General features: G+C 62.0%; 14 protein-coding genes. 8 read left to right on the top strand and 6 right to left on the bottom strand.

Annotated features, from left to right (window positions below; translation table 11 throughout):
• Window positions 1-307: 307 nt before the first annotated feature.
• Complete coding sequence (locus tag HU731_RS21215) at window positions 308-2722, top strand: TonB-dependent siderophore receptor (RefSeq protein WP_186607425.1); 2415 nt, start codon at window positions 308-310, stop codon at window positions 2720-2722.
• A gap of 613 nt (window positions 2723-3335) precedes the next feature.
• Window positions 3336-4793 carry a D-alanyl-D-alanine carboxypeptidase/D-alanyl-D-alanine endopeptidase gene (dacB, locus tag HU731_RS21220; RefSeq protein ID WP_186608534.1) on the top strand — a complete coding sequence of 486 codons (1458 nt, stop codon included), beginning with the start codon at window positions 3336-3338 and terminating at the stop codon, window positions 4791-4793.
• Between the two features lies 1 nt (window position 4794).
• Here dacB and HU731_RS21225 read toward each other — a convergent pair whose 3' ends face one another.
• Entirely contained in the window at window positions 4795-5574 is a 780-nt protein-coding gene (locus HU731_RS21225) for an IclR family transcriptional regulator (protein ID WP_186608535.1), read from the bottom strand.
• 120 nt (window positions 5575-5694) lie between these two features.
• Between HU731_RS21225 and hmgA the strand changes: the two genes are divergently transcribed.
• The 4 genes from hmgA to HU731_RS21245 all read left to right on the top strand — a co-directional run bounded on the left by hmgA (window position 5695) and on the right by HU731_RS21245 (window position 10522).
• Complete coding sequence (gene hmgA / locus HU731_RS21230; protein WP_186608536.1) at window positions 5695-6978, top strand: homogentisate 1,2-dioxygenase; 1284 nt, start codon at window positions 5695-5697, stop codon at window positions 6976-6978.
• 3 nt (window positions 6979-6981) lie between these two features.
• A complete protein-coding gene (fahA, locus tag HU731_RS21235; RefSeq protein ID WP_186608537.1) occupies window positions 6982-8268 on the top strand; it encodes a fumarylacetoacetase in 1287 nt (428 codons plus the stop codon).
• 12 nt (window positions 8269-8280) lie between these two features.
• Window positions 8281-8916, top strand: a complete 636-nt coding sequence (maiA, locus tag HU731_RS21240; RefSeq protein ID WP_186608538.1) for a maleylacetoacetate isomerase — start codon at window positions 8281-8283, stop codon at window positions 8914-8916.
• Between the two features lie 253 nt (window positions 8917-9169).
• On the top strand, window positions 9170-10522 hold the full coding sequence (locus HU731_RS21245) for an MFS transporter (protein ID WP_186608539.1): 1353 nt from the start codon (window positions 9170-9172) through the stop codon (window positions 10520-10522).
• 107 nt (window positions 10523-10629) lie between these two features.
• On the opposite strand, the gene HU731_RS21250 is transcribed toward HU731_RS21245, so the two are convergent.
• Window positions 10630-11433 carry a SirB1 family protein gene (locus tag HU731_RS21250; RefSeq protein WP_186608540.1) on the bottom strand — a complete coding sequence of 268 codons (804 nt, stop codon included), beginning with the start codon at window positions 11431-11433 and terminating at the stop codon, window positions 10630-10632.
• Window positions 11434-11620: 187 nt separating this feature from the next.
• Here HU731_RS21250 and HU731_RS21255 point away from each other — a divergent pair, with 187 nt between their 5' ends.
• The gene (locus tag HU731_RS21255; protein WP_034128675.1) at window positions 11621-12640 is read left to right on the top strand and encodes a Glu/Leu/Phe/Val dehydrogenase family protein; all 1020 of its coding nucleotides are present in this window, start codon (window positions 11621-11623) and stop codon (window positions 12638-12640) included.
• Between the two features lie 55 nt (window positions 12641-12695).
• Here the strand turns inward: HU731_RS21255 and HU731_RS21260 are convergent, their stop codons facing one another.
• Window positions 12696-12956, bottom strand: coding sequence for a YebG family protein (locus HU731_RS21260; protein ID WP_003188807.1), 261 nt, complete (start codon window positions 12954-12956; stop codon window positions 12696-12698).
• 372 nt (window positions 12957-13328) lie between these two features.
• On the opposite strand from HU731_RS21260, the gene HU731_RS21265 reads away from it, so the two are divergent.
• A complete protein-coding gene (locus tag HU731_RS21265) occupies window positions 13329-13817 on the top strand; it encodes a phosphate-starvation-inducible protein PsiE (RefSeq protein WP_014717052.1) in 489 nt (162 codons plus the stop codon).
• On the opposite strand, the gene HU731_RS21270 is transcribed toward HU731_RS21265, so the two are convergent.
• The 3 genes from HU731_RS21270 to HU731_RS21280 form a co-directional block, all read right to left on the bottom strand.
• The gene (locus tag HU731_RS21270; RefSeq protein ID WP_032893434.1) at window positions 13814-14131 is read right to left on the bottom strand and encodes a DUF3509 domain-containing protein; all 318 of its coding nucleotides are present in this window, start codon (window positions 14129-14131) and stop codon (window positions 13814-13816) included. The genes HU731_RS21265 and HU731_RS21270 overlap by 4 nt on opposite strands.
• A 277-nt stretch (window positions 14132-14408) precedes the next feature.
• Window positions 14409-15698, bottom strand: coding sequence for a serine/threonine transporter (locus HU731_RS21275; protein WP_186608541.1), 1290 nt, complete (start codon window positions 15696-15698; stop codon window positions 14409-14411).
• Window positions 15699-15759: 61 nt separating this feature from the next.
• Window positions 15760-17136 (bottom strand): L-serine ammonia-lyase, encoded by a 1377-nt coding sequence (locus tag HU731_RS21280; RefSeq protein ID WP_186608542.1) that lies wholly within the window; start codon window positions 17134-17136, stop codon window positions 15760-15762.
• Window positions 17137-17191 lie beyond the last annotated feature (55 nt).

Genomic DNA, 17191 nt, shown 5'->3' on the forward strand with positions numbered 1-17191 from the left:
GCGGGGCGGCTAAACCGGCATCCCTGCCGGTTTACCCCCCAAATCCCTGTCGAATTCCGGCCAGCGTGGTTTAACGGGGCGCCTAAGATCAAGATCAAGAGCGGCTCGCTTCGCATCGTGGTTACCGTCTGCTGCTGTAGCCCAGAAAGTTGTGTAGACACCTATGCTGCGATAGCGGTGGCACCCAGACGCAGTAAATAAAAAATAATTGCCAGCAGAGGTGAGGTAAATCGCTGGCCCATCCGTGTAGTGCATGAAACTGCGATCAATTCGCATTAACAGCGTTTTCTACACGGGTGCTCACAGCATGAAATCGACGGCGGGCGGTTGGGTCAAACAGTGGCTGGGAGCCTCGGTATTCACGGTGTCTGGGTTGGCCTTATTGCCCCTGGCCATGGCGCAGGCGCAAGAGCAGCACAGCGCCCAGTTCAATTTTGCCCTGGCGGCCAAGCCGTTGCCCCAGGCGTTGAGCGATTTCAGCCGGGTTACCGGGCTCAGTGTGATCTACACCGATGAAGCGCCCTACGGCATCAACGCCCCGGCGGTCAGCGGGCAGATGAGCGCGACCCAGGCCCTGCAACGTTTGCTGGGCCGTTCCGGCTTCACCTTCCGCCAGATCGACGCCCGTACCCTGGCGCTGGAGCCCGTGCCCACCGATGGCGCGGTCAACCTCGGTGCCACCACCATCAGCGGCCTCGACCAGACCCCAGCCAGCACCAGCTACCAGCCACCGCCCACCAGTTCGGTGATGCGCTCCCGTGGCCTGCTGCTGGAAACCCCGCAAACCGTGAACGTGGTGCCCGCTCAAGTACTGCGCGATCAACAGCCGCGTAACCTGGATGACGCCCTGGGTAATATCAGCGGTATCACCCAGTCCAACACCCTCGGCAGCACCCAGGACGCGGTGATGCTGCGTGGCTTTGGCGATAACCGTAATGGCTCGATCATGAAGGACGGCATGCCGGTGGTGCAGGGCCGTGCATTGAACGCCACTGCTGATCGCGTCGAAGTGCTCAAGGGGCCATCATCGTTGCTGTATGGCATCCAGGACCCGGGTGGCGTGGTCAATATCGTCAGCAAAAAGCCTGAGCTGGTGCAGTCCACCGCGCTGACCGCGCGCGGTTCAACCTTCGGCAGCGGCAAGAACGGCAGCGGCGGTAACCTCGACACCACCGGCCCCATCGGTGACAGCGGCCTGGCCTATCGCCTGATCGTGGATCATGAAGACGAAGACTACTGGCGCAACTACGGTACCCACCGCGAGACACTGGTGGCGCCGTCCCTGGCCTGGTACGGCGATACCACCCAGGTGGTTGTCGCCTATGAACACCGCGAGTTTCTCTCGCCCTTTGACCGTGGCACCGCCATCGACCCCAAGACCCGCCACCCGTTGAACATCCCCGCGACCCGCCGCCTGGATGAGCCGTTCAACAATATGCAAGGGCGCTCCGACCTGTATCGCCTGACCGTCGACCACGACCTGAACGACGACTGGAAAGCCCACTTCGGCTACAGCTGGAACCGCGAAACCTACGACGCCAGCCAGGTGCGCGTGGTCAAGGTCAACCCCAACGGCACCTTGACCCGCAGCATGGACGGCACCCAGGGCGCGCTGACCACCGACCGTTTCGCAACCGCAAGCCTGGAAGGCAAAGTCGCGGTGGCCGGTATGCAACACGACCTGGTATTCGGCCTGGACGACGAGTACCGCAAGATCTACCGTGCCGACTTGATCCGCCAGGCACCACGCGGTGTCTTCAATTACAACGATCCGGTGTACGGCAACGAAGTGGCGGGCTCCAACGTCAGCGCGCCGGACAGTAACCAGACGGACCTGCTGCGCAGCGACTCGCTGTTCTTCCAGGACGCGATTCATCTCAACGACCAGTGGATTCTGATCGGTGGGGCGCGCTATCAAATGTACGATCAATACGCCGGCAAAGGCGTACCGTTCACCGCCAACACCGATGGCAACGGCCAGAAATGGGTACCACGGGCCGGGCTGGTGTATCGCTATACCGATGAACTGTCGTTCTACGGCAGCTACACCGAGTCGTTCAAACCCAACTCCACCATCGCGCCACTGGCCAACAAAACCGTGCTGGATGGCAGCCTCGACCCTGAAGAATCCAAGGCCTGGGAGCTGGGCACCAAGTTCGACCTGCCTGGGCGCATCACCGCCAGCGCAGCGTTGTTCACGATCGATAAGCGCAACGTGTTGGTGCAGGTGGGCGAGGGCCTGACCTCGGTCTACAGCGTGGCGGGCAAGGTGCGTTCCCGTGGCCTGGAGCTGGATGCCAGCGGCCAGTTGACCGACAAGTGGAGCCTGATCGGCAGCTATGCCTACACCGATGCCGAGGTCACCGACGACCCGACGCTCAAAGGCAACCGCCTGCAGAATGTGGCGAAAAACACCGGTTCGCTGTCGGCGGTGTATGACTTCGGCACTATCCTGGGCGGCGATCAACTGCGGGTCGGCGCCGGTGCGCGCTATGTGGGCGAGCGCGCTGGGGATGCGGCCAACAGTTTTGAGCTGCCGAGCTATACCGTGGCGGATGTATTTGCCAGCTACGACACCCAGCTCGACGGGCAGAAGGTCAAGTTCCAGCTCAACGTGAAGAACCTGTTCGACCGCACCTATTACACCTCATCGGTGAACACGCAGTTCGTGTCTATTGGCGATGCGCGGCAGGTGTCGGTCTCAAGCACGTTGACCTTCTGATTCCGGGTTGCTGGCATTCTTCTGTGGGAGCTTGCTTGCCTGCGATGGCCATAGGGATCTAACAACTCTGAAGCTATCGACGGTAACCACGATGCGAAGCGAGTCGCTCTTGATCTTGATCTGCTTTTGATCTCAGGCGCCCCGTTAAACCACGCTGGCCGGAATTCGACAGGGATTTGGGGGGTAAACCGGCAGGGATGCCGGTTTAGCCGCCCCGCGCCATGGATGGCGCGTGGCGGCGGCCCCCTAAATCACTGGCGAATTACGGGCACACCGAGCCTAAGCGAGGTGCCGAGTGGTGGGGCAAGAGCCCTTTGGTTACTTTGGGGCTCTTTTCCAAAGTGACCCGCTGTCAGAGCGGAACCCTAGGTGGCCGTTACCGCAGCAATGGATATGTACACAATCCAACTGTGTTGACTGCCAGGCCGCCTTCGCGAGCAAGCCCGCTCCCACATTGGGACCGAGCGGCGTCAGGTAGATAGCCGTCTGCTGGCAGGCGCCATCGCAGGCAAGCCAGCTCCCACAGGAAAGCGGATAGCATTCAGTGCCCTCGCCACATTGATAGCGAGCTGTTAGCGTTGCCGCCATTGCAGGCTTATGGAAAACGCTACTGATGCACTTTGGAAAATGGTTCCACACCAGCACCCTGCTGGTCGGCTTGAGTTTTTTACTGGGCGGCTGCGCCAGCGTCTCCCAGAACTCCACTCCGGCAACCCTGGATAAGCTGTTGAGTGACCCGGCGCTGCAAGGCGCCACCGTCTCGCTGATGGTGCGTGACGCCAGCACGGGCACCACGCTGTATCAGCACAACCCACGCACTCGGCTGGTGCCCGCGTCCAACCTCAAGCTGTTGACCACGGCGGCGGCCATGGATGTGTTGGGGCCGCACTACCGCTTCGCCACCCAACTGCTGAGCAATGGCATGCGCCAGGGCGACCGGCTGACGGGCAACCTGTACCTGCGTGGCCTGGGCGACCCGAGCATTCAGTTTGCTGACTACCAGGCGCTGGCCGCGCAATTGGCCAGCCAGGGCGTGCGCCAGGTGCAGGGTGACCTGGTGTTCGACGACACCTGGTTCGATGCCGAGCGCTTGGGCGTGGACTGGTCCCATGATGATGAAACCACCTACTACGGCGCGCAGATTTCGGCGCTCACCGTGGCACCCAATACGGATTTTGACGCCGGCAGCGTGCTGGTCACCGCCAAGGCGCCGTTGCGCGTCGGCTCGCCGGTCGGCGTGGAGATCTACCCGCCCACCGATTACCTGCAACTGAATAACCGCGCCGTCAGCGGGCCGGGCAACAGCTATGGGATCAACCGTCGCCATGGCACCAACCTGCTGCAGCTCAGCGGCGCGATGGCGCCGGGCCGGCAGAGCCAGCAATTGGTCAGCGTGTGGGAACCGACGCAACTGGTGGCCAACCTGTTTGAGCAAGCCTTGGCGCAACAGGGCATCAAGGTGTTGGGGCGTCGGGTGATGGGCGGGGCGAGTCCCGCTGGGGTGACGGTGCTGGCCGAGCACCAATCGGCGCCGTTGCAGGAGCTGATCGTGCCGCTGCTAAAGCTCTCGAACAACGCCATGTCCGAAGCCTTGCTCAAGGCCATGGGCCGTCAGACGGCCAACAGCGGCACGGCATCAGCAGGCGCTGTGGCGGTGGCTGGGTTCCTCAAGCGCCAGGGATTGGACACCAGCGCTGTGAGCCAAGTGGACGGCTCCGGTCTGTCGCGGCGTAACCTGGTGTCGTCGCAAACCCTCACCGACCTGCTGCTGGCGGCCAGCAAACAGCCGTGGTTCGAGGCCTGGTACAACGCGCTGCCGGTTGCCGGCAATGCCGACCGCATGACCGGCGGCAGCCTGGGTTACCGCCTGCGCGGCACGGCTGCGGAAAATAACCTGCATGCCAAGACCGGCTCCATGGCCGGCGTGTCGTCATTGAGCGGTTACCTCACCGATGCTCACGGGCGCAAGCTGGTGTTCGCGATGCTGACCAACAACTACGTGGTCGCCGGCGCCCAGGTAAAAGCCGTGGAAAACCGCGTCGCCGTGGCCCTGTCCCGCAGCGAAGACTGATTCAGGGCTGATAGCCCATGCGCCAACTCACGGCCCGGGTCGCCGCCAGCAAGCGCTGCGCCGCCGGGCCATCTTCATCGGCGTGGAACAGTGAGGTGGGGCCGACCACGGTCATCACCGCTGCGACTTGCCCGACCGCATTGAACACCGGCGCTGATAATGCATCCACGCCAGGCATCAACAGCCCATGCACAAAGTGCAGGCCGCGGCTGCGGATTTGCTCGCACACGCTGGCATACGCCTGATCGTCCGCCAAGGTGTGGGCGGTGCCGGCTTGAACCTCGCGCTCACGCAGCTCCACGGTTTCCCGCGACGGCAGGTACGCGCTGAATACCAGCCCGGTGGACGAGCTGAGCAGTGGTAGTACCGAGCCTAACTGCGTCACCACGGTGACGGCACGCACCGCCGGCTCGATGTGCACCACCGTCGCGCCCTGGTTGCCCCATACCGCCAGAAAGCAGGTTTCATTCAATTCATCGCGCAGCTCGGCCAGGGGCAGGGCGCCGACCTTCAACACATCCAGGCTGCCCAGCGCCGCCAACCCTACACGCAACGCTTCGCGGCCCAGGCCGTAATGGTTGGTGGCGCTGTTCTGTTCGGCAAAACCCGAAGCGATCAGGGCCTGCAAATAGCGGTGGACCTTGCTCGCCGGCATCTGCACATGTTCGGCCAGGCGTGACAACGAGGTGGCCGGCGACAGTTCGGCCAGGGCCTTGAGGATATCGGTGCCGACTTCCGCCGAGCGGACTTTCTGTTTACCGGTGTCGCGGGGCTTTTCCATGGAAGGGCGAGAATCCGAGAGATGAATGGGCGTCTTTATAGCTTGACGGTCGAGAGTGATCAAATTACGTTATGCGTAACTGGATTACGATAAATACAACTGACCCTCAGAGGACGATCCATGAACCTCGAATACCTGTCGGGTTTCGGCAATGAATTCGCCAGCGAAGCCTTGCCCGGCGCGCTGCCGGTCGGCCAGAACTCGCCGCAAAAAGCCCCGTACGGGCTCTACACCGAGCTGTTTTCCGGCACCGCCTTCACCATGGCCCGCAGCGAAGCCCGTCGCACCTGGCTGTACCGCATCCAGCCGTCGGCCAACCACCCGGCATTCGCCAAGCTTGCGCGGCAATTGGCCGGTGGCCCGTTGGGCGCAGTGACGCCGAACCGCTTGCGTTGGAACCCGCTGGATATCCCGAGTGAGCCGACGGACTTTATCGACGGCCTGGTGGGCATGGTTGCCAATGCGGGGGCGGAAAAACCTTCGGGCATCAGCATCTATAACTACCGCGCCAACCGCTCCATGGAGCGCGTGTTCTTCAATGCCGACGGCGAGCTGCTGATCGTCCCCGAGCAGGGCCGCCTGCGCATCGCCACCGAGTTGGGTGTGCTGGACGTCGAGCCGCTGGAAATCGTGGTGCTGCCCCGTGGTCTCAAGTTCCGTGTCGAACTGCTGGACGCGCAAGCACGCGGTTACGTCGCTGAAAACCATGGCGCCCCGCTGCGCCTGCCCGACCTGGGCCCTATCGGCAGCAACGGCCTGGCCAACCCGCGCGACTTTCTTACGCCGGTTGCCCACTACGAAGACCTCAAGCAACCGACCACGCTGGTACAGAAATTCCTCGGTGAACTGTGGGGCTGCGAGCTGGACCACTCACCGCTCAACGTGGTCGCCTGGCACGGCAATAACGTGCCGTACAAATATGACCTACGCCGTTTCAACACCATCGGCACCGTGAGTTTCGATCACCCGGACCCGTCGATCTTCACGGTATTGACCTCGCCTACCAGCGTGCACGGCCTGGCCAACCTCGACTTCGTGATTTTCCCGCCACGCTGGATGGTGGCCGAGAACACCTTCCGTCCGCCTTGGTTTCACCGCAACCTGATGAACGAATACATGGGCCTGATCCAGGGCGCCTACGACGCCAAGGCCGAAGGCTTCCTGCCGGGCGGCGCATCGCTGCACAGTTGCATGAGCGCCCACGGCCCGGATGGCGAGACCTGCACCAAGGCCATCAACGCCGACCTGGCGCCGCACAAGATCGATAACACCATGGCGTTCATGTTCGAGACCAGCCAGGTGCTGCGCCCGACCCAGTTCGCCCTGGAATGCCCGCAACTGCAACCTGCTTATGACGCGTGCTGGGCTGCGCTGCCTGCCACCTTCAACCCGAACCGGAGATAACCCATGACTCAACCAACGCAGACCCGCAGCTGGGTATCCTCGGCCAATGGTCACGCGGATTTCCCCCTGCAGAACTTGCCCCTGGGCGTGTTCAGTATCAACGGCTCGGCACCGCGCAGTGGCGTGGCGATTGGCGATGCGATTCTCGACCTGCATGCCGCGCTGGACGAATTTGACGGCGAAGCCCGGCGCGCTGTCGAAGCCACGGCGGGGGGGCAACTGAACGCCTTTTTCGAACTCGGTCGCGGCCCTCGCGTTGCCCTGCGCGAGCGCCTGTTGGAACTGCTGGCCGAAGGCAGCAAGCTGCAAACCCGCGAGGCGCACGTGCTGCACCGTGCGGCCGATTGCCAGATGCACTTGCCGGCCAAGATCAATGATTACACCGACTTCTACGTCGGCATCGAGCATGCGCAAAACGTCGGCAAATTGTTCCGCCCCGATAACCCGCTGCTGCCGAACTACAAGTACGTGCCCATTGGTTACCACGGCCGTGCCTCGACCATTCGCCCCTCGGGTACCGAGGTGCGACGCCCTAAAGGCCAGACCCTGCCGGCCGGCCAGACCGAGCCGACCTTTGGGCCATGCGCACGCCTGGACTATGAGTTGGAACTGGGCATCTGGATCGGCCAGGGCAATGCCATGGGCGATGCGATTGCCATTGGCGATGCCGCCGAGCATATCGCCGGTTTCTGCCTGCTCAACGACTGGTCGGCGCGGGACATCCAGGCTTGGGAATACCAGCCGCTGGGGCCGTTCTTGTCGAAAAGCTTTATCACCAGCATCTCGCCGTGGGTGGTGACTGCCGAAGCCCTGGAACCTTTCCGCAAGGCCCAGCCGCCGCGCCCCGAGGGTGATCCGCAACCGCTGCCTTACCTGCTGGACAAGCGCGATCAGAACGCGGGCGCCTTTGATATCGAACTGGAAGTGCTGCTCACCACGGCCTCGATGCGTGAGCAAAACCTGCCCGCCCATCGCCTGACCTTGAGCAACACCGAACATATGTACTGGACCGTGGCGCAAATGGTGGCGCACCACAGCGTCAACGGCTGCCAGTTGCAGGCCGGTGACCTGTTTGGCTCGGGCACCTTGTCTGGCCCGCAGCCGGGGCAGTTCGGCAGCCTGCTGGAGATTACCGAAGGTGGTAAAAAACCGATTGAATTGGCTTGCGGCGAGGTGCGTAAATTCCTCGAGGATGGCGACGAAATCATCCTGCGTGCCCGTTGCAGCCGCGAGGGCTTTGCCTCCATCGGCTTCGGCGAATGCCGCGGTACTGTGGTCGCGGCGCGCTGAGAGGACAGGGCCATGGAACTCTATACCTACTACCGCTCTACTGCGTCGTATCGAGTACGTATTGCCCTGGCCCTCAAAGGCCTGGATTTCACTGCGCTGCCGGTCAACCTGCTGGTGCCGACAGGTGGCGCCAACCGCCAGCCTGAATACCTGGCGATCAACCCCCAAGGGCGCGTACCGGCGTTGCGTACCGATGAAGGGGCGTTGTTGATCCAGTCACAGGCGATCATCGAGTACCTGGAAGAGCGTTATCCACAGGCGCCGCTGCTCTCCAAGGATTTGGTCGCCAGGGCTCACGAGCGGGCGGTGGCATCGATCATCGCCTGTGATATCCACCCGTTGCATAACTCCAGCACCCAGAACTTGCTGCGCAAGTGGGGGCACGACGAGGCGCAATTGCTGGAATGGATCGGGCATTGGATCAGCCAGGGCCTGGGCGCGGTGGAGCAGTTGATTGGCGACACCGGGTTTTGCTTTGGCGAACAACCGGGCCTGGCCGATGCGTTTCTGATCCCGCAGTTGTACGCGGCCGAGCGGTTCAAGGTGCCCTTGGCGGGATACCCACGCATCGGGCGGGTGGCAGCGTGGGCGGCCCAACATCCGGCCTTCATGCAGGCACACCCCGCCAATCAACCTGACACCCCCTAGGCCCCTGTGGGAGGGGGAAAAGCCCCAATGCCGTTCAGTTAAGCGAACGCAATGTTCACAGCCATGAAGATCAAATGTGGGAGCTGGCTTGCCTGCGAAAGCGTTGGTGCAGTGGCAGATGCGGTGACTGACACACCGCCTTCGCGGGCAAGCCCGCTCCCACAGGGGGTTCGCGCTTAACTGACTGGCATTAAGGTAAGCCCCCTCCCACATTTGATCGCGCCAACCTAATAAAAAATAAAGGTACCTTGCGATGCACAATCAGATTGCCAGCTTTCGCGCGGCACTCGACGCCCGTCCGGTGTCGCGCTACCAATGGTTGATTCTCCTGCTGCTGGCACTGCTACTGGTCACCGATGGCTATGACGCCCAGGTGCTGGGCTATGTAGTGCCGGCGCTGGCCCAGGATTGGGGCCTGGAAAAATCCGCGTTCGGGCCTGTGTTCAGCGCAAACCTGCTGGGCCTCACCCTCGGCTCGCTGTTGGTGACGCCGCTGGCGGATCGGTTTGGTGTGCGACGCATTCTGCTGGCGTGCGTGCTGATCTACGCCAGCCTCACGGTATTGATGGTGTTCGCCAATTCCCTGACCACGCTGATGGCGGCGCGGTTTATCTGCGGGATCGGCATGGGCGGTGCGATGCCCAGTGCCATGGCGTTGATGTCGGAGTATTCGCCACCGCGCCTGCGCACCTTGATGGTGACGCTGGCCGCCTGTGGCTTTTCGTTCGGCGGCGCGGCGGGTGGCTTTGTGGCGGCCGGGTTTATCGACAGTTTTGGCTGGCAGGCGGTGTTCCTGGCGGGCGGTGTGACGCCGTTGCTGTTGTTCCCGTTTCTGGTATGGCTGTTGCCCGAATCCCTGCCGCGGTTGCTGCGCGATGCGCCGCCGTACCTGCGTCTGCGCAAGGTCACGGCGCGGATGCTGCCCGACTGGCAGCCACCGTCCGCCAGCGAAGCCGAGAACCGCCAGGAGCAGGGCAGCAAGCTGACCGTGGTGGAGCTGTTTCGCAACGGCTACGCGCGCCCGACGCTGCTGATCTGGGCGACTTTTTTTGTCAGCCTGATCCTGCTGTATTTCATGATCAGCTGGTTGCCGTCGCTATTGCTCGAAAGCGGCCTGGCGTTGAACGAAGCCAACCTGGTCACCTCCATGTTCCTGTTCGCCGGCACCTTGGGCGCCATTCTCATGGCCTGGTTTGCCGACCGCTTGAAGAGCAAAGTGCGGTTGCTGTCCGGCGTGCTGGCGGCGGCAGCGCTGTGCACCATCCTGCTGGGCTTGAACCACGACAACCCACGCTACCTGGTGGCCTGTGTGTTCGCTGCCGGGTTCTGCATCATCGGCGGGCAACTGACCCTCAATGCCTTTGCGAGCAACTTCTACCCGGCGCACGTGCGCGCCACCGGCACGGGCTGGGCGTTGGGTGTGGGGCGATTCGGGTCGATTCTGGGGCCGCTGTTTGGCAGCCTGTTGCTGGCGATGCATATCCCGGTCGAGCAGATTTTCTTCTTCTGCGCGATTCCGGCGGTGATTGCGGCGCTGTTGATTATTCAAGTGCGGGCGCCGGGAGCTAACGCGCTGCACAGCGACGTTCTCAAACCCTCACTGTAGGAGCGAGCTTGCTCGCGAAGCACGTCAACGATAACGCGGGCATCCTGGTTTAACGCGGTGTCCTTGCGTTCTTCGCGAGCAAGCTCGCTCCTACAGTTGGCGTTGAGTCAGTGCACCACTGAGTTGGGCGGCAGGTGCCCCAGCCGCTCGGTCAGGCGCAGGCGTTGGATCGGGTCATCGCTGAGCATCAACGCGTGCTCCAGATCAAAGCGTTCGGCGCTCGGGCAGTCCAGGCGTTGATACAGGCTGGCACGCGCCAGGTAGTCGGAGGCGCTGGCGTTGCCCAGTTCCAGTACGCGCTCGGCGTCCACCAGGGCGGCCAACGGTTCGTCGTTGGCAAGGTAGAGTTGGCGCAGGTTGCGCGACAGCCGTTGCAGGATCGCCCGTGGCTCGGCGGTCAGCAGGTGGTCGGCCTGCAATTTCAGCTTCTCCCCGTATTGGCGCGCCAGCAACTCGCGACAGTCATTAGGGTACAGGCGCCGGCCGCCGCAAGGGTCCAGCAGGTGATCGGCACCCGGCACCCGCAGCAGGAAGTGCCCGGGGAAGTTCACGCCGACCATGGGGATATCCAGGCGCCGCGCCATCTCCAGTGCGATCAGGCCCATGGCCAAGGGTTGCCCGCGTTTGCGTTGCAGCACCTTGTCCAACAGCGCGGCGGCGGGGCGCAATGGCGTATGGTCATCCTGGGCAAACCCAAGGTCATTCAGGCGTCGCAGCAGCGGCTGGCCGAGTTCATCCGCCGGTAGCAGGGGCATGCCCAGGCTGACCTGTTGTTGCAGCGCGCCAAGGTCGTGCAGGATCAGCGCCGGCTGCACGCTGGCGTCATGCTCGGCAGCAATCCACAACGCGGCTTCAAACAGTGCGGGGGGTGAACGGTCCAGGCAGGCGAAAAAAGCTGTGCGGGGGTTCATCGAGTTCTCCGGCGTATGCCCCCGTTTTAGCCTTGCTGAGAATTTTCGTCCAGCATCTTGAGAGATATCCGACGCGCTTATGTCGTAGATCCCACGAAAACGCGCGGCTTATTCCAGCGCAATCCAGCAGTTTTCTGCCGCAAGCCTATACTTGGCCCACTACCAGAAGTGATTCGGGAGCTCATTGATGTTTGCGCTCATGCACAGCACCCGCCTTGAATCGCTGCACCTGAGCGTTGATCCGGTGACCGGCTTGAAGGCGATCATCGCCATCCACAACAGTCGCCTGGGCCCAGCGTTGGGTGGCTGTCGTTACCTGGCCTACCCTAATGATGAAACCGCCGTGGCCGATGCTGCGCGCCTGGCGCAAGGCATGAGCTACAAAGCCGCACTGGCCGGGCTGCCGGTGGGCGGTGGCACGGCGGTGATCATCCGCCCCGTGCACGTGGAAAGCCGTGCGGCGCTGTTCGAGGCGTTTGGCCGTTGTGTGGAAAAACTCGACGGCCGCTTCATCACCTCGATCGACAGCGGCACCTCGGTCGCCGACATGGACTGCATCGCCCAGAACACCCGCTTTGTCACCAGCACCACCGCCGCCGGCGACCCCGCGCCCCATGCTGCCATGGGAGTGTTCGCCGGTATCCGCACCACCGCCATGGCGCGCCTGGGCAGCGACAACCTTGAGGGCCTGCGCGTCGCGGTACAGGGCCTGGGCAATGTCGGTTATGCCCTGGCCGAGCAACTGCATGCCGCCGGTGCCGAGCTGCTGGTCAGCGACATCGACCACGGCAAGGTGCAACTGGCCATGGAGCAGCTGGGCGCCCACCCGATTGCCAACGACGCCTTGCTCAGCACCCCGTGCGACATTCTTGCGCCCTGCGGCGTCGGCGCCGTGTTCAACCGTAACAGCGTCGGTCAGCTACGTTGCGCCGCCGTGGCGGGTTCGGCCAGCGCGCAACTGACCAACCTGGACATCGCCGACCAATTGGAAGGCCGCGGCATCCTCTACGCACCGGACTATGTGATCAACTCTGGCGGGCTGATCTACGTCGCCCTCAAACACGCCGGCACCGACCTGCCCGGCATCACCGCGCATCTGTCGAATATCGGCAGCCGCTTGACCGAAATCTTCGCCCACGCCCAAGCCGAAAAACGCTCGCCCGCACGGGTGGCCGATGAGCTGGCCGAACGCCTGCTGTACAAATAGGCCAGGCATTAAAAAGGCCCTGAATCCATGATTCAGGGCCTGTTCAATTCGGGCTTTACTCCGCCGCCGGGTTCAGCAACTCGGACAACGCGTCCGGTTGGCTCTTGAACGCCTTGGCAAACACATCGCGGTTCTTCGCCATGTAGATCCCGGCTTCTTCCACCTGCTGCTCGCTCAACGACGGCACGGCTTTTTGCAACACCTCTGCCAGCAACTCAGCGAGTTCAAGCATCTTGTCATGACGGTCAGCTTCGGCTTTATCCATGAACAAACGCTCCAGATCTCGGCTGCTGCGGTATACCACTTCGACGGCCATTCACCACCTCACATGCCTTCACGATAGTTGTCTTTTGCGACTACTGTATTTATATACAGCGAAAAGGATAAGCCAAACGTCGGGGTTTGGGTAGTAGGTTTTTAATGTAGTTGGGAAATAGGGGGCTGAACCGGAAATTTCGCACGGCACGCTGAGGTCGATGGTTCCCACGCTCGATCGTTCCCACGCGGAGCGTGGGAATGCATCCCGTGACGCTCCGCGTCACCCACGAGCAGGTCGGGGGGTAATTTAAGTGCCTCGTGTCACACGGCCACCATCTTATGCTCCAGCCCTGGCCTTTTTTCTGCATGCAGAACAACCGTCACGTCCACCCCGCATTATCCGGTCGAGCCGACCTAAGGAAGCATCATCGTGAAAATCAATTGGGCCGAAAGGCTGCGTCAGCAAGTACATGGGCTGGCCGAGTCGCTGGGTAATCTGTTTGTCGAGTCGTTCCATTACCTGGCGCTGTTCGCCATTGGTGCGGTGACCGCCTGGGCGGCGGTGATGGAATTCCTGGGGATGCTGGAGAACGGGCACATCAAGATCGATGACATCTTGCTGCTGTTCATCTACCTGGAATTGGGTGCGATGGTCGGGATTTACTTCAAGACCAACCACATGCCCGTACGCTTTTTGATCTACGTGGCGATCACCGCGCTCACGCGTTTGCTGATCTCCAACGTGTCCCATCACAACCCGCCAGACCTGGGCATCATCTACCTGTGCGGCGGCATTTTGCTGTTGGCGTTTGCGATCCTGGTGGTGCGCTACGCCTCGTCGGCCTTCCCTTCGGTGAAGGTCGAAAGCCCGCGTCGCAAGGGCGAGGCGAGCCTGGAGACCGAGAAGGGCGAGCTTTAAAGCCCGACGCTGAAGGGCAGGGTACGGGCGGGCGGTCGCTGCAGGAGTTTGTGGCTGTCGCCGTCCGTCATCAGTTCCAGGATTTGCACGGCGCTGTGGCCCTGTTCGATGGCAATGCCGAACTGGATGCTTTGCACCAGGCGCTTGAGGCGTTGCGGGTCGTTGCGTTGTTCGGCGCTGATCATGCGCTTGGCCACTACACCGGTCTCGTTCGAGAGGGTGAGCATGATGCTGCCGTCCAGCCGTTGGATACTCAGGTTGACGCGGTATTGGGGGCTGAACGTGTCGGTGATGATCTGAAAAGGATTGTCCATGGTGCGTTACCGCCTGATAAGAACATGCAGTCATTGACGGCCGGTGTCGGGATTAGTTCGCATTGCCTGACCACCGGCCAAATTCCGTTTTCCTCAAAAGCTCTACAGCAAAGGCCGTGCCGTACAGCGATTTACCCGGCACAGAAATCCAAATGTGGGAGCGGGCTTGCTCGCGAAGGCGGTGTATCAGCCAACAAATACTTGGCTGAAGTACTGCATTCGCGAGCAAGCCCGCTCCCACATTATTTTGGGCTGTTTTTGAGATCAGTGAGCTAATTCAGGGCATCACGGAAAAAACGATCGCAGACAGCGCAATCAGCCCGATGACCACTACAAATACATTCGACACCTGGCCTGAATACTGGCGCAAAGATTGCACTCGGCGGATCGCGTACATCGGCATCAGGAACAGCAGGCACGCGATGATCGGCCCGCCCATGGTTTCGATCATGCCCAGGATGCTCGGATTGAAGGTGGCCACGGCCCAGCAGGTCAGCACCATGAACAACGCGGTGCAGCGTTCCAGCCATTTCGCCGACATCGAGCGATTGCGTCCACGCAGGGATTTGACGATCAAACCTTGGAAGCCTTCGCTGGCGCCGATGTAGTGGCCCAGGAAGGATTTGGTGATCGCCACCAGCGCGATCAACGGCGCGGCGTAGGCAATCACCGGCGTCTGGAAGTGGTTGGCCAGGTACGACAGGATCGAGATGTTCTGCGCCTTGGCCGCGGCCAGGTCAGCCGGTGACAGCGCCAGCACGCAGCTGAAGCAGAAGAACATCACGGTCAGCACCATCATGCCGTGGGCGGTGGCCAGGATGCCGCTGCTTTTGCGCTCGGCCTGGGCGCCGTAGACGCGCTTTTGGTCCACGGCAAAGGCGGAGATGATCGGCGAATGGTTGAACGAGAACACCATTACCGGGATCGCCAGCCATAACGTCTTGAAGAACAGCGGCAGCGGCATGCCCTCGCTGGCCGAAGCGAAGAACGCGCCGTTCCAGTTGGGGATCAGGCTGAATGCAAGCAGCAGCAAGGCGGCAACGAACGGGTACACCAGCACGCTCATGGCCTTGACGATCACGCCCTGGCCACACCGCACGATGGCCATCAGGCCAAGGATCAGCACCAGCGACAGAATCGCACGGGGCGGCGGCGCCATGTGCAATTGGTGCTCCATGAAACTGCCCAGGGTGTTGGTCAGCGCCACGCTGTACACCAGCAGGATCGGGAAGATCGCAAAGAAGTACAGCAGGGTGATCAACTTGCCCGCGCCGACACCGAAATGTTCCTCGACCACTTCGGTGATGTCGCCGGATTTGCCCGACAGCACAAAGCGCGTCAGCCCACGGTGGGCGAAGAAGGTCATCGGGAAGGCCAGCAGTGCCAGCACGATCAGCGGCCAGAAACCGCCGACGCCGGCATTGATCGGCAGGAACAGGGTGCCCGCGCCGATGGCGGTGCCATAGAGGCCGAGCATCCAGGTGGTGTCGTGTTTGGTCCAGCCGGTGGTTACTGTGTTTTCTCTGACATCGGGATTTTCGGCAGCAGGTGTACGTACATCAGTCATCGGTATTGCCTCGTTATTATTTTTGCGCGGGCTCACGTTGGGGCGGGTAGCAGTGCTCCGATCAGCACTCCACCCAGCTGACCGCCAGGCCGCCCCGTGAAGTTTCTTTGTATTTGTCATGCATATCGGCGCCGGTATCGCGCATGGTGCGGATCACCCGGTCGAGGGAAATGAAGTGCTTGCCGTCGCCGCGCAGGGCCATCTGCGTGGCGTTGATCGCCTTGACCGCCGCAATGGCATTGCGCTCGATGCACGGCACCTGCACCAGGCCGCCGACCGGGTCGCAGGTCAGGCCGAGGTTGTGTTCCAGGCCAATTTCGGCGGCGTTTTCCAGTTGTTCCGGGGTGGCGCCGAGGATATCGGCCAGGCCGGCAGCGGCCATGGCGCAGGCCGAGCCCACTTCGCCCTGGCAGCCGACTTCGGCGCCGGAGATGGAGGCGTTTTTCTTGCAGAGGATGCCGACGGCGGCGGCGGCGAGGAAGAAATTGACCACGTCGTCGTCAGACGCGTCGGCGTTGAACTTCATGTAGTAGTGCAGCACGGCGGGAATGATCCCGGCCGCGCCATTGGTCGGCGCGGTGACCATGCGCCCACCGGCGGCGTTTTCTTCGTTGACGGCGAGGGCGAACAGGTTGACCCATTCCATCGCCGACAAGGTCGAGGTGATCACGTTGGGCTTGCCGATTTCCAGCAGGCTGCGGTGCAATTTCGCGGCGCGACGCGGCACATCCAGGCCACCTGGCAGGATGCCTTCATCGCGCAGGCCCTGTTCCACGCATTCGCGCATCACCGACCAGATATGCAGCAGGCCGCTGCGGATCTCTTCATCGCTGCGCCACGCCCGTTCATTGGCCATCATCAGCTCGGATACCCGCAGGCCGTGCTTGTTGCACAAGGCCAGCAGTTCTACGGCGCTGGAAAAATCATAGGGCAATTGCACATCGCTGGACGGCGCAACGCCCGATGCGGCTTCGGCGGCTTCGATGATGAAACCACCGCCCACCGAATAATAGGTTTGTTCGCTCAGCAGGCCGCTGTCGCCATAGGCATGCAGGGACATGGCATTGGGGTGGTAGGGCAGGCTTTCGTCCAGCAGCAACAGGTCGGTGTGCCAGTTGAAGGCAATTTCCTGTTGGCCGGCCAGCAACAGCCGACCGGACTCGCGCAATTGCTGGATACGCCCGTTGATCGAGGTGGGGTCGACGCGGTCTGGCCATTCGCCCATCAAGCCCATGACACAGGCCCGGTCGGTGGCATGGCCGACACCGGTAGCTGACAGCGAGCCATACAGGCGCACTTCGACGCGACGGGTTTGACTGAGCACATGCTGGTCGGTCAGGGCTTGGGCGAACGTCGCGGCAGCGCGCATCGGGCCGACGGTGTGGGAGCTGGAAGGGCCGATACCCACCTTGAATAGATCGAAAACACTGATAGCCATGCTAAAGCCTTACAAGCAATGGAGTAGAAATCGCTGCCATGTTTTGTAGAGCAGG

The sequence above is a fragment of the Pseudomonas salmasensis genome (assembly GCF_014268375.2).
In the GTDB taxonomy this organism is placed as follows: domain Bacteria; phylum Pseudomonadota; class Gammaproteobacteria; order Pseudomonadales; family Pseudomonadaceae; genus Aquipseudomonas; species Aquipseudomonas salmasensis.

Bases quoted from the DNA above. Each gene is read 5' to 3' on its own strand.
- HU731_RS21215 (WP_186607425.1), top strand. From the start codon at position 308: ATGAAATCGACGGCGGGCGGTTGGGTCAAACAGTGGCTGGGAGCCTCG.
- dacB (WP_186608534.1), top strand. From the start codon at position 3,336: ATGCACTTTGGAAAATGGTTCCACACCAGCACCCTGCTGGTCGGCTTG.
- HU731_RS21225 (WP_186608535.1), bottom strand. From the start codon at position 5,574: ATGGAAAAGCCCCGCGACACCGGTAAACAGAAAGTCCGCTCGGCGGAA.
- hmgA (WP_186608536.1), top strand. From the start codon at position 5,695: ATGAACCTCGAATACCTGTCGGGTTTCGGCAATGAATTCGCCAGCGAA.
- fahA (WP_186608537.1), top strand. From the start codon at position 6,982: ATGACTCAACCAACGCAGACCCGCAGCTGGGTATCCTCGGCCAATGGT.
- maiA (WP_186608538.1), top strand. From the start codon at position 8,281: ATGGAACTCTATACCTACTACCGCTCTACTGCGTCGTATCGAGTACGT.
- HU731_RS21245 (WP_186608539.1), top strand. From the start codon at position 9,170: ATGCACAATCAGATTGCCAGCTTTCGCGCGGCACTCGACGCCCGTCCG.
- HU731_RS21250 (WP_186608540.1), bottom strand. From the start codon at position 11,433: ATGAACCCCCGCACAGCTTTTTTCGCCTGCCTGGACCGTTCACCCCCC.
- HU731_RS21255 (WP_034128675.1), top strand. From the start codon at position 11,621: ATGTTTGCGCTCATGCACAGCACCCGCCTTGAATCGCTGCACCTGAGC.
- HU731_RS21260 (WP_003188807.1), bottom strand. From the start codon at position 12,956: ATGGCCGTCGAAGTGGTATACCGCAGCAGCCGAGATCTGGAGCGTTTG.
- HU731_RS21270 (WP_032893434.1), bottom strand. From the start codon at position 14,131: ATGGACAATCCTTTTCAGATCATCACCGACACGTTCAGCCCCCAATAC.
- HU731_RS21275 (WP_186608541.1), bottom strand. From the start codon at position 15,698: ATGACTGATGTACGTACACCTGCTGCCGAAAATCCCGATGTCAGAGAA.
- HU731_RS21280 (WP_186608542.1), bottom strand. From the start codon at position 17,136: ATGGCTATCAGTGTTTTCGATCTATTCAAGGTGGGTATCGGCCCTTCC.